Source organism: Mucilaginibacter sp. (genome assembly GCF_965201005.1).
GTDB lineage: Bacteria > Bacteroidota > Bacteroidia > Sphingobacteriales > Sphingobacteriaceae > Mucilaginibacter_A.
This window is the reverse complement of the sequence record NZ_OZ241747.1, coordinates 1,538,765-1,551,972: the sequence shown is the minus strand read 5'-3', so window position 1 is coordinate 1,551,972 and position 13,208 is coordinate 1,538,765. Positions and strand designations below refer to the sequence as shown.

Here is a 13,208-nt window from a genome sequence, read left to right as displayed (position 1 = left end):
ATTTCGGGAAACTCGTTTGCTCTGTAATTTTTACCATGATAACATATCCTTTAAGAGAAATAATTCATTCAAATAGCAGGTTTACTGAGGCTGCAACATAAGTTAAGGTATATATTTGAAAACCTGAAAATTAACTTTAACTAACATTTATGAACCTAAACACCAAATTGCAGTTGGCACTGTTACTGGTCATCTTATTTTACATTTCGAACTCAATTTTGTATGCCCAGCAGAAAAAGCCACCGATTATGGGTTGGAGCAGCTGGAACAATTTCCGTATCAATATCGACGAAAAAATGATACGCGGACAGGCCGACGCGATGATTGCTTCGGGATTATATAAAGCCGGCTATCGTTTTATCAATATTGATGACGGTTACTCTGGCGGCAGGGATGCTTCGGGAAAACTGTTTGCAGATCAAGCAAAATTCCCTTCCGGCATGAAATCTTTGACCAATTATATCCATGGCAAAAACCTGAAAGCAGGCATTTATACCGATGCGGGCATCAATACCTGTGGTTCTATTTACGATCATGACAAAAACGGAGTAGGTATCGGTATTTATGGCCATATTCAACAGGATTGCAACCTGTTTTTTAAAGAATGGGGTTTCGACTTTTTAAAAGTGGACTGGTGCGGCGCGGAAAAGATGAAGCTGGACGAGGAAACCACTTACATACCAATCATCAACGCGGTCAAGGGAATCGACAGCAACATCGTTTTTAACGTTTGCCGCTGGCAGTTTCCCGGAACCTGGGTGATCAAAAAAGCAGATTCATGGCGCATTTCTGGTGATATCAGTGCCGATTTTGGTTCTATTTTGAAAATTATCGACCTTGATGTTAATTTGTCGAAATATGCATCCGCCGGACATTATAATGATATGGACATGCTGCAAGTGGGCAGAGGAATGAGCTATGATGAAGATAAAACGCATTTTTCGATGTGGTGCATGTTAAATTCGCCATTACTGGCCGGTAACGATTTACGCAGCATGTCAAAACAAACCATTGACATTTTGACCAATAAAGAAGTGATCGCTTTGAATCAGGATCGCGGCTTTAAACAGGCAAACAAAGTTTTAACTGATAACCACGTTGAAGTTTGGGTTAAACCATTAAGTGCGGGCAATGGCAAATCAAAAGCGATCGCCCTAATGAACCGGGGCGAAAAAGAAGTGGTTTTTAGCTTTAATGCCGGGAAATTAGGTATTGATGCAAACAGCAATTTAAGGGATTTATGGCTTCATAAAAAACTTGGAAAGGCAGGAAAAATTAAACAATTTACGTTGCCTAAACATGGCATTGTTGTGCTAAAAGTTGATTAGTGATCCGCAATTTGAAGAATTGCCATTGCTTTGAACATAAATCTGAGATGCGCCGACGGATTCGTTTTTTAGTTTTTAAATGCAACTTCATCTCAGCTTATCGATAATGTTTTATGCTGATGCGATCTTTGCCAGCTCATTTTTGATGCTTCTTTTATCACCTGAAAATTGGTGGTTTTGATGAATTTTTAGTGCTAAAAGAAGCATCGCCATTTCAAATTTTAATTTAGCGGACAGTAAAAACATGATCGCAGAATTGTATGGTCAGAAAAGACAGTCAATAGATATTTAGATTTCATTTTTCCAGGTCATATCTCATCTATTTTTCCAGTTAACTACCCGAAATACAATTTCCCGATAATTATCTTTTTCATATAAAATACCAATGCTTGAATTGGATAATTTAACCAAATCAGAATACGCGCTAAAATCACCTTTGTAACCTTCCGGACTTTTGGCGATAACTTTGTTTATTGGCCAGGTTTTGCCTTCATCCAAACTGATACGCATCGTTAAATTATCGCGCCTGGTTGTATCGGCATCATTAGAAAAGGCCAAAATGCTTTTTCCTTTTATTTGTCCGATGGCGAGGATACTGCCCTGGCAAACCGGATCGGGAAGCTGACGGTCGAAATAGGTCGTGTCCCAGCTTTTACCGCCATTGCTGCTTACGGCCACTATCCTTGCTTTGACATTGCCTAACTGATTACGGATGTTCAGCATCAGTTTATTTCCGGAGAGTACCGCTGCCATAGATTCATTGCCACCAGGCGTAATAACATCATCACTTAATTTAAAGGTTTTGCCATGATCGTCTGTATAAAAGCCATGTGCCCTTCCATCGGCATAATGCGGTTTTGGTTCGCCTGTGGAATGGTTGGCCGCAACATAAATCCGTCCTTTATATTTCCCAAAAGGAAATTGTACGGCGTGCCCCGGCCCGTTGGCATAACTCCGCCAATCTTCCGGGAAATTATAGGCAGGGTTAACCTTCGGCTGCTTTGGCTTATGCACCTGCAAAGTGATATTTACGGGGTTCGACCAAGTAATACCGCCATCCGCAGAGGTTTTATACCAAACTTCCCGTAAACCTAAACCCTGGCGGACTTTGTTCTCGGGCATATTGCCGGTATTGTAAAACAGAAAAATTCGCCCTTTAGGAAAAACCGGATCGGTACCATCTACCACAGGCGAAGCATTGCCTGCCTGCAAAGTATCGTTTGATACCACAACTTTTAACGCGCCCCAGGTTTTCCCGTTGTCGGTACTTCTTTTAAGCACTATTTTTACGTTTCCAAAATCACCGGAACCGTTAACGCGGCCTTCGCAAAATGCAAGCAAGTTTCCGTTTGGCAGTTTGGTTATGGCAGGGATACGGAAACTTTTAAAGCCATCTGTTCCTGAGGTAAAAACAGGTATATCCTGGGCTTGCAGTTTGGTATAACCCGTTAAAATAATAAGCAATAAAATTGCCAGTAAGTTTAAATTTTTCATGCGGATAGTTCTTTTAAAAGTTGTAAACAATACCATTCCTGCCGTGGCAAATGAAATGGGCCTTTAAATAAATTGCCTTTAGCAGTTTGGGCGATGCTTCCGTCGCGGTGTAAATAGCCAAACCATTCACCATGCTTTTTATCGTGGAAATGACTGTAAGCATAATCGTGCACTATTTGATGCCATTTTGCATATTTGCTGTTGCCGGTTAGGGTATAAGCCAAAAGTGTTGCAATAATTGCCTCGTTGTGCGGCCACCAAAATTTCATGTCCTGCCAATACTCCTGCACAGGTTTCCCATAAACATCCCTGAAATAAAATATGCCACCATGCACTTTGTCCCAGCCCCTTTCCCACATATAATCCAGCATTTTGCATCCTAATTCAATCAAATGAGGGTCATTGTTCCGATATTTGGCTTCGTGCAAAATAAACCAGGCTCCTTCAATGGCATGGCCTGGATTGAGCGTGCGTCCGTCGATATGATCGATGATACTGCCATCAGGTGCCACCTGTTCCATCACACATTGTATATCGTGCTTTACAAAATCCCGTTCAATTTCATCAATCCATTTAATGATATAATCGTCGCAGCGTTCATCACCAATCGTTTCCCTTAACTGCTGGGCAGTATTGATCATAATCATCGGTGTACCAATACCTTTTGCCGGACGTGTGGGCATAAATTTCGGTGGAAGCAAACCCGGCACTGTTGCATACTCAATACATTTGCCAAACAAATCCCGGGCTTTTTGTGCGATATCCTGATCGCCGCTGGCTTTTGCATAAGCAGCCATGGCAATAACAGCAAAAGTTTCGGAGAAGAAATAACGGCGTTTCCGGATAGGCTGTCCATCGCGGGTCACGTGGAAAAACATTTGCCCGTCGGTATCAAAGCAATGTTTCAACAAAAAATCGATGCCAGATTTTGCGCCGTCCAGCCATTCCTGTTTTTGTTCAATTGTGCTGTATAAGGTAGATAAAAGCCATGCAGTACGTCCCTGGATCCAGACGGCTTTATCATCATCCAGCAGCGTTCCTTCCTGATCGCGCATCAATAAATAACCTCCGTATTCCTGATCGATAGACCGCGGGAACCAAAACGGAATGGAATCGTTCAGCAGCTGACCCTCATAAAACGCTTTTAGTTTTTCTATTTCTGTTGGAGTGTAACTCATGGTAATTTAATTAGGATTAGTAGGTTGATGCTTCTTTTAGCATGTAAAATTAGCCTCACCCCGGCCCTCTCCACAGGAGAGGGAGCTGTTTCTGGAAAAGCCTTGAAAGCTTGATGATTTTTAGGTGATAAAAGAAGCATCCGGAACAAACCGAATAGAAAACTACGCATCTGCAAAATCATTTTGTTTCGGGTTTAAAAAATACAATTGAACGGCGAGGGCAATTAAAACAATCCCGGCGAGCACGGCAAAATCCTTCCCTAAATGCCCGGCATCGCTGGATTTCCCTAACAAATCTGTAATAAAAGCACCGAAGAAAACGCCCGTCATGTTCATGATGCCGTAAGCAGTTGCCCTGTATTTTGCAGAAACAAACTGACAGAGGATCGGCATATTGTTCGCATCAAACATGCCGTAGCCTAACCCAAAACAAAGCGCAGCACCAACGACGTGGAAAAGTGAATGGCCAAAACCGATGAGCAGTAAGGAAGGTATGGTTAAGGCCAAGCCGATGGCGCTGGTGTAAATCCTTCCTTTGATGTTTTTCTGGACCCACCTGTCGGATAAAATCCCTCCAAACAAAACGCCTAAAAACGACGAGGCCGCAATTGTTATGGTGGATAACGGCCCGGCCTGCGACATAGGAATGTTTAAGTTTTGCGCAAAAAGTGTTGGCAGCCAGTTTTTGGTTGCCCAGCCCGGCAGGCTCGGAACGGCGAAATAGAAAAGGATGATCCAGAACGAGATATTGGTAAACAACAAAGCCAATCCTTTAAACAAAGGCGTTTTTTCTTTGGTGATCAATTGATCTGACGATGCTGTTTTTACCGTACTTTTTTTCTCCTTTAAAAATATGATCAGGACCAGGGAGTACAAAATACCGACTATCCCAAAAGAATGAAAAGTGGCCTGCCAGGAAAATGTTGCCGCCACGGTTGCACCAAAACCGCCCAGTGCCTGTCCCATGTAAAGCCCGGTCATGTGGATGCCGATCGCCAGCGATCTGGTTTTAGAAGAATGATAATCAGCAATCAACGACAGTCCGGCCGGAATATACAAGGCTTCGCTAACGCCCATGATGGCCCTAAGCCAGTAGATCTGGTTAAAAGTGTGGGCAAAACCCATGGCAAAAGTAACGGCAGACCAAACGAACAAACTGAAAACAATCAGCCATTTGCGGTTAAATTTGTCGGCAATAACACCGGAAACCGGACTTACAAAACCGTAGATCCACAGAAAAACGGCCATTAAATAACCAAAGTTCGTGGCCGACCTTAACTCGGCAATATCGATTTGCATGGCAGGCCGCATGGTAGCCAGCATTTGCCTGTCCATATAATTTAACAAGGCCACGCCCCAAAGCAGGCCTACCACGATCCAGGGATAATTTTTTGAATATTTCATCATTTAAATTCCCCCCGAACCACATTTGCTGTACGCACACCTGGTTTTATTTCTCCACAGGGAATAAAAATATCCTGGTCCCATAATACGGCAGTAGTGGTAACTTGTCCGTAAAAAGGCAGTTCGCCGATTTTCTTCCAGGTATCTTTTATAGTATTGTACTGGTAAACATCCTTGCTAAAACCCTGGTGGTTGTTCAGCAGCTCCAGTTTTTCGTTTTGCAGCTTTTGCTTTTCTGTTTGATTTTGGGCCTTTGCTATCTCGGCGTTGTAGGTTTCAATTTGATGAAAAACATTTCCCTTATCGCCGCCGATCAGGGTGATATCAGCATTTCCATAAGCAATTCCCGTTGCAGCAGACAGATTGGTTATGTTTTCCCCGTCGCCCACATTTTTCAGCCTGAGCCATTTTTTTAAAATCGGATCATAACAAAATGTTGTACTGTGCAGGTTACTGATCCCTGACGGTGTGCCGCTCCTGCCGCCGATCACATAAATGCAGGTATGTTTACCGTTGGATTGGGCAACGGCAACCGAGTGCGACATGGCAACTGGCAGGTCTGGCAAAGGTTGCCATTGCGGATTTGCAGCCGATAAATCGAGTAGGAAGCATTTGGCCGATGGCTTTCCATTACTTTCCCCGCCAATTAAGTAAATCTCTTTGCCAATATTGGACATACTTGCATTGGCCACCGGAATCGGCAGGGACGGCATTTCTTTAAACAACACTTCGCGTTTTGAGGCATCCCAATTCATCATAAAAACTTCCCTGCTGCTGTTTGCTTCGTCTGTTTCGCCGCCGGCACAAATTACACCTACCGGCAGGGTAACGCTGGCGCCATAAGCTACTTTTTGTTTGAGGTGCGCGGGTTGAGGGTTAAGCCAGGTGAATTTGTTTTCTGCCTCTTTTTTCATTACATAAATATCGTCTTGATGGAGTTTTTTGCCTCCCTGCCAGGGTTTTGCGCCGTCTGCAAAGTTGGAACCACCGGCAATTAACAATACATCGTTGCTAACGCCGGTAAATACGCCTGCCACACCCAATTGCTTTTGCATCCCGGCAAGAACGGGCAGTTTTGCTACAGTGGCCCAAGTGATTTTATTGTCTTTTGTATTGTCAACAGGATTGCAGGAAACCAGGACTGTATAGATTGAAATCATTAGAAACGCTTTATTTTTCATTTTTGGAAGCTATTTGAATTTGTAGCGGATTATTTTTCATGCTTCTTTTAGGGGGTAAAATATGACTGAAATTACTTTGATAACCAAATAAACAAGGTCATCCCCCTAACCCCCTTCAAAGGGGGAAGCATGGCGGCTACCTTTCCGCCTTTTATCTTTCCTTTTCCCAGCCTTCACCTTTCATTTTTCCACCTTAGGTTACAAACACTAATTTTTATAGGGTAAAAGAAGCATGACCAGTATCCAATTGAACAACTTCTCTTATAAATTTACAGCTCTTGCTTCAGTCCTCGATTTAAAATTTTCAAAACCCAATTCTTGTACGTCTGCTTTAAAACTTTCAAATTGCTCAGCGCTCATGTTTACAACCGGAAGCCTGAATTCGCCGCAATCGATATTTACCAGCTTCATATAGGCTTTACCGACAGAAATACCGCCGTATTTGCCCAGCAAACGGATCATATCGATTGCTTTTTGCTGAAGCTGGCGGGCTTTTTTCAGATCATTATTGTTAAAAGCTTCGATCAATTCGTAATAAAGCGGTGCCGCATAATTAAATGTACTGCCAACCGCTCCTTTTGCGCCCAAAACCAATGCTGAAAGCATGTTTTCATCGCGGCCCCAAAGCATGTCGTATTTGCCGTTCTGAAAAGTCATGCAGCTTTGGAAGTCCATAAAATCCTCGTGCGTGTATTTTACCCCGGCAAAGTTGGGCAGTTTGCCGTCTATTTCTTTTAAAAGGTCAAACATAGAAAACCCCACACCCGTCAACACAGGAATATGGTAGTAATAAAAAGGCATTTCAGGTACAGCTTTGGCCACTTCCATGCAAGCTTTGGCAAGCATTTTAACATTTGCCGGTTTAAAATAAAACGGACTCGTAAACGATACCGCGTATAAGCCGATCTCCTGCGCGTGTTTGGCCAGCTCTATACAATCAGCCAGACAAGTGCCACCCAAAAAAGCCATCACCTTAAATTTCGGGTCGTGATTAGAGCAAGCCGCCCAAGCTTCGGCAATCTTCTTTTTTTCGTTTAGGGTGAGGGACACGCCTTCGCCGCTTGAGCCGTTGATAAAAGCCCCGGTGATGCCGTTCTGCTTTAAAAAAGTATAATATGCGGGAACAAGTTCTACATCAACTTCTCCTTTTTTATTTAGCGGACTAAAAGGAGCTGCTAACAATCCCTGTAAATGTTCAAAATTCATTTAAATCGATAGGTTGGTTTGAGGACTTTTTACTTGTCCGGATTGATAATATAACGTGTTTTATTTTATAAGAGCGCATGCTTCTTTTATCGGTATAAAATTAGCCTTACCCCCCGCCCTCTCCAGAGGAGAGGGAGCTGTAGCTGCAAAAAGCATAGGAAGCTTGATGATTTTTAGGTGATAAAAGAAGCATCGAAAAAACCTGATCTTAAAAATTTTTTCATTAGTTAATGATCCATTAAAACTGTGCGTATCCAGGGTTTTGCACTAATGATCTATTGTTGGTAAGCGAACCTCTGTCTATTGGCCATAACAGCGCATAAGCCTGCGACGGCAGCAAAGTGGTGTGCGCATAAACATAACTGTCGCCGGCCCTTCTCAGGTCGTACCAGCGTTTTCCTTCAAAAATAAACTCGTAAAAACGTTCCTGCAGAATGGCTTCGCGCGGGTTGGCATCAATAGGCTGGTTAGGGAAACCTAATGTGACAGCGTTATAATTTGTACCGTACGCCCTTGCCCGTACTAAATTAATTTCGGTTGAAGGATCCTGGCCTAAAGCTACTTTTGCTTCTGCCATCATCAAAAGCAGATCGGCGTAACGGTAGATTGGAAAATCATTGGTGATATATCTTGAACCGGTATTCTGTTCGCCCTGATATTTATCTGCAAAGCAGCCTGCAATCTTGTAAGTGCCATTGCTTAATTTTGAATAGGCCGGTTGAATGCTGGACAATGCCCGGGTATCGGTACTTTTAAACTGGCGGAAAGTAGAAATCTTTACCGGAGCGCGCAAAAAACCACCCCAATTATCAGCGGTAGCATTAAACTGACGGTTGGCCAGCGAATCGTAAAAATTGACGATCAAGCCGTTTTGCGGCACGAAACTGGTTTGCACGAAACCCATCGTGGCCTCGTTCAACTGGTAATGGCTTGCAAAGATGATCTCGTTGTTTCCCTTACTGGTTGTGGCAAATACATCACTAAACTTGGTTAACAATTGCAATGACGGAACGTTGGTTTGAATATCTGTTAAAGCAGCTTTTGCTATGGTAACATCTGCTGTGCCGCCGCTCCTGTTTCCTGTCCATAAATAGACATCAGCCTTGAGCATCAAAGTTGCTGATTTTGACCAGTATCCTTTCAAGTTCCGGAAGGAATAATCGGTAACAAAACTGGTCGTAGATTTGTCGATGTCCGCTTTGATCAAAGCCATTACCGCATCAGCAGGCGAGGCCGCTTTTGCCAGTGCAGAAATATCCAAAGTTGACCCTGAGGTTGGCTCTGTTTGGATGATGACCGAACCCCAGGAACGGTATAATTGATAATAGTAAAACGCCCTCATACCGTACGCTATCCCCAAGTAATAATTTTTATTGGCCGTTGTAACAACCGAAGTTGCATTTAATTTAGATATGAGTAAGTTAAGCTGATTAATATTATAGTAAAATCCACCAAAATTACTTACGCCTGGATTGTCCAAATTCAAGTTCTGTGTCCATAAACGTTCCAATCCTTGCGTGGCCTCGCCGGTAAAACTACCGTTGGTGCCCGGATCAGTGGCAAAAATATCTGCACGCATTTCGCCCAAAATCTGGAAGGCTGAGTTGTTTGACCTAAACTGCGTATGCACACCAGCAATAAAGGCGTCAAACTGATCTGCAGTTTGCCAGAAATTGGCATCTGATACGCTGCTGACCGGTGCCAGGTCTAATTGCTTCCTGCATGAACTGGTCAATACCAGGATACATAATCCTGATAAAACTAAACTTATATATTTTTTCATGTAATGCTTTTTTTAAATGGTTAAAAAGACGCCTGGATACCGAATATGAAGCTTTTGGGCGTTGGATAAGTTCCCTGATAAACGCCGCCAACTAATCCTGTACTTGTGTCAATCGGGGCTTCTGGTGTTGGGCCGCTGAATTTTTTCATATAAAACAAGTTGTTGCCGCTGGCATAAATCCTGGCTCCCGACAGAAATTTGGTTTTGCTTAAAAGATTTTTGGCAAAATCATAAGACAAAGTAATTTCCCGGCAGGCCAGATAATTGCCGCTCTCGTAAAAATTAGAGTTATTGCCGTTTAAAACAGCGTTGCCGTTATTCCCCCGCGTATAATTTTGCTTTGAACCCACTACCTGATCGGCATAATACACTTTTGGTATATCGGTAACGGTATTGGTAGGAGACCATGCGTTTTTAATCAGGTCGATATAATTAAAAGTACCCTGGTAATTTCCTAAAGTACGGGCAACTAAATCATTATAAATGGTATTGCCGGTATTGTACTGGAAACGGGTGTATAAAGAAAGGGCTTTGTAAGCAACGTTGATATTGAAACCGCCCTGCCATCTCGGGTTAATATTGCCTAAGTAAACCTGGTCCCTGGAATCAATGGTATCGTTTTTATCCACATCCAGCCAGTTCACATCACCTGGTGTAATGTGGCCGCCTTTTCCCGCAGGCAAATTAGGGCCGGTAATATTGGCCACGTTATCAATCCGGTTGCCTGCAACGGCTGCCACATCTGCTGCATCTTTAAAAATTGACACTTGTTTGTAACCGTAAATCTGGCCGGGTTCCTGGCCTTCCTGCAAACCGCCAACATAAATCACTTGCCCAGATTTAGGATCATAAACCTGCAGGCCGCCCTGCCTGTTGTTTACGTTTCCGTTATAAGGCAGTTTCAAAACCTTGTTCCTTACATAAGATGCCGTTATGCCAGCACTCAAACGAAAACCTTTTGGGTTATTGAGGATATTGCCGTTCACCGTAAATTCAACGCCTTTGTTTTGCAGCGTACCTAAGTTGGTTTTGATGGTAGAAAAACCGGTATAGCTTGGCAACGACAGGTTAGTTAACAAATCGCTGGTTACGCGGTCATAATAATCAAAAATCAAACTGAGCCTGTCTTTAAAAAAGCCAATATCGGCACCAACGTCCGTAGTCCTGCTTTTTTCCCAAACCAAATTATTGTTGGTTAAACCGGTATTTAAGAAAGTGCCCAAACCATTGTACAAAGTTTGAGAAGCATAAACGCCCTGCACATCATAATTGCCCAAACCGGCGATATTGCCGTTCGTGCCATAACTCACGCGTGGTTTCAAGGTGGAAACAACTTTGCTGATACCAGAATTTTCAAAAAAACCTTCCCTTACGATATCCCAACCTGCAGATATGCCCGGAAAAAAACCAAGCCTTTTTTGAAACGCCAGTTGGGAAACACCGTCTTCCCTCAACACAAAATTGAAAAGATATTTTCGGTCGTAATCATATCCAATCCGGGTAAAAGAGGATATAATACGGTTTTCTGAATTGGAACTGGTATTTACACCTGCGTTGAATGCTGTTGACGCATTTGCTGTTGGAATAGCGTCTGTTGGCGCATTGATCCCATCAACTTGTATCGTTAAATATCTCTGGTCATAATATTCCGCGCCAAGCAAGGCGTTGATATGATGTTTGCCAAAATCTTTTGTATAGTTTAAAATGGCATCATACGTTTGTTGGAAAGTTTTGTAATACTGATTATAAGATTCCCGGTTGGTGTTAAATGCAGGCACAGCGGCAAAAAGTTGTGTATAGGTTTGCGTGGCTTGCTGGAAAGACTGGTTTACCGTTTGGTACAAATAACCGCTGCCAGATACCCGCAGGTACAAATCCGGGCGGATATCCCATTTAACTGCTGCATTGGCGGTTATCCGGTCAACTTCATTGCTTCTTTTAAATTTGTTCAGCCAATATAAAGGATTGCCATCTGTAACACCATTGCCCGGGTTAGGCTGAGTTTTGGCAGCATCTAACCAGGGATTGAAAGTTGGCCACAAAGTTAAATTTCGGTAAAGTGAGTTGATTTCAGAATTACCTACTACACCTAATTGAGACGAGGTACTAAACGTGGCACCAGATGACACCTCAACATTCGGTTTTACTTTATAAGAGCCATTGAGCGTGCCTGAGTAACGGTTATAATTGGAACCTATAATCACACCATCCTCGTTATAATAATCAAGGCTGGTAAAATATTTGCCTTTATCATTGCCGCCGGTTGCGCTTAAATAATGGTCCTGCGTGTGTGAATTACGGAACAATAAGTTTTGGATCTGCTGGCCATGGTCTTTGAAAATGATTTTACTCCCCGGATTTGCCGGATCGTCTATATCCTGCCATCCCTGCTGTAAAAGTCCGGTATTTGCTGGTGTTTCTGCCTTGATATCAAAAGAAGCGGCATTAGCGGCATCAGTTAATAAGCCATAACCCCTGCTGGAGTTGATCTGGGCCAATGTCCTGCCGGAATTGACGTTGCCCAGGCGGTTATAATAAATAAAATTGCCCGCATCCAGATAATGATAATTGTCCCTTTGTCTGTTGTAGCCTTCCGTAAATTTGTAGGAAATCTGAGAAACGCCTGATTTGCCTTGTTTGGTAGTGATCAAAATTACGCCATTATTCGCCCTTGCGCCATAAATAGCTGTTGCGGCCGCATCTTTTAATACATCGATGGACGCAACATCTTCAGACGGAATATCATTATAAGACCTGATGATGCCATCGACCACTACCAACGGAGCAGTTGAACTGCTGATCGAAGCGCCGCCACGCAAAGTAATCAGCGGAGATGCACCCGGCGAACCGCTGGAATTAACTACTTGTACACCTGCAATAGTTCCCTGCAAAGCACTGCCAATGTTTGCACGCGGGGCGGTGGCCAGCACTTTGTTATCCAGTTTAGCAACAGAACTGGTTACCGTACTGCGCGATTGCGTGCCGTAACCCACCACTACCACTTCGTTTAAAGTGTTGGAACTTTCTGCCAGAGCCACTTGGATGTTGGTGGAATTTCCTACGGTTACCTGTTTGGTTACAAAACCAATCGAAGTAAAAACCAGCACATCCCCTTTTGCGGCTTTGATTTTAAAGACGCCATTTAAGTCTGTTTGTGTGCCCACGGTTGTCCCCTTTACCACCACAGAAACAGCCGGAAGGGTTATTTTGTCTTTTTCTGCGATAACCGTACCGGAAACCGTTCCCGTTTGGGCATGTAAAACGGTATAGAGCATTACCCATAACACCGTTAAAAATGTTTTTAAAAAAGTAAATTTTAGGTTCATAATAAAAATTGGTTATTTAATTATGTCATACATAAAGCAATATTAAGAAATTAAAATTAGTATGTGCAAGAAATTAGATTAATTTTTTTATGCTGATTATCAGGAAGTTATATAAAATCAGATGGAAATGAAACAGAACAGTATTAGCAATGCGTGATGGTTTAGCATTTTTGTTGTAATAGATCCCAGGAAAAACCTGATGCTTCTTTTACCACATAAAAATTGGTATTTGCCACTTTACCGTTCATCCAAAATTTAATAACTACTGATTTTTAGGTGATAAAAGAAGCATCGCCAACAAAGAAAAT

The 13,208-nt window shown here is 42.8% G+C and carries 8 protein-coding genes; 1 reads left to right on the top strand and 7 read right to left on the bottom strand.

From position 1 onward, the window contains the following. The first annotated feature begins 149 nt into the window (after positions 1-149). The gene (locus tag ACOFKR_RS07210) at positions 150-1,328 is read left to right on the top strand and encodes a glycoside hydrolase family 27 protein (protein ID WP_419803345.1); all 1,179 of its coding nucleotides are present in this window, start codon (positions 150-152) and stop codon (positions 1,326-1,328) included. Positions 1,329-1,643: 315 nt separating this feature from the next. On the opposite strand, the gene ACOFKR_RS07205 is transcribed toward ACOFKR_RS07210, so the two are convergent. The 7 genes from ACOFKR_RS07205 to ACOFKR_RS07175 all read right to left on the bottom strand — a co-directional run bounded on the left by ACOFKR_RS07205 (position 1,644) and on the right by ACOFKR_RS07175 (position 12,900). Next, on the bottom strand, positions 1,644-2,822 hold the full coding sequence (locus ACOFKR_RS07205; RefSeq protein ID WP_419803344.1) for a sialidase family protein: 1,179 nt from the start codon (positions 2,820-2,822) through the stop codon (positions 1,644-1,646). Then, the gene (locus tag ACOFKR_RS07200) at positions 2,819-4,000 is read right to left on the bottom strand and encodes an AGE family epimerase/isomerase (RefSeq protein WP_419803343.1); all 1,182 of its coding nucleotides are present in this window, start codon (positions 3,998-4,000) and stop codon (positions 2,819-2,821) included. The genes ACOFKR_RS07205 and ACOFKR_RS07200 overlap by 4 nt, the downstream gene beginning before the upstream one ends. Positions 4,001-4,162: 162 nt before the next feature. Then, positions 4,163-5,407, bottom strand: coding sequence for an MFS transporter (locus ACOFKR_RS07195; protein ID WP_419803342.1), 1,245 nt, complete (start codon positions 5,405-5,407; stop codon positions 4,163-4,165). Further along, the gene (locus ACOFKR_RS07190) at positions 5,404-6,564 is read right to left on the bottom strand and encodes a Kelch repeat-containing protein (RefSeq protein WP_419803341.1); all 1,161 of its coding nucleotides are present in this window, start codon (positions 6,562-6,564) and stop codon (positions 5,404-5,406) included. The genes ACOFKR_RS07195 and ACOFKR_RS07190 overlap by 4 nt, the downstream gene beginning before the upstream one ends. 282 nt (positions 6,565-6,846) lie before the next feature. Beyond that, a complete protein-coding gene (locus ACOFKR_RS07185; RefSeq protein WP_419803340.1) occupies positions 6,847-7,791 on the bottom strand; it encodes a dihydrodipicolinate synthase family protein in 945 nt (314 codons plus the stop codon). 238 nt (positions 7,792-8,029) lie between these two features. Continuing rightward, positions 8,030-9,574 carry a SusD family outer membrane lipoprotein NanU gene (gene nanU, locus ACOFKR_RS07180; protein WP_419803339.1) on the bottom strand — a complete coding sequence of 515 codons (1,545 nt, stop codon included), beginning with the start codon at positions 9,572-9,574 and terminating at the stop codon, positions 8,030-8,032. 20 nt (positions 9,575-9,594) lie between these two features. Further along, positions 9,595-12,900, bottom strand: coding sequence for a SusC/RagA family TonB-linked outer membrane protein (locus ACOFKR_RS07175; RefSeq protein ID WP_419803338.1), 3,306 nt, complete (start codon positions 12,898-12,900; stop codon positions 9,595-9,597). Between the last annotated feature and the right edge of the window lie 308 nt (positions 12,901-13,208).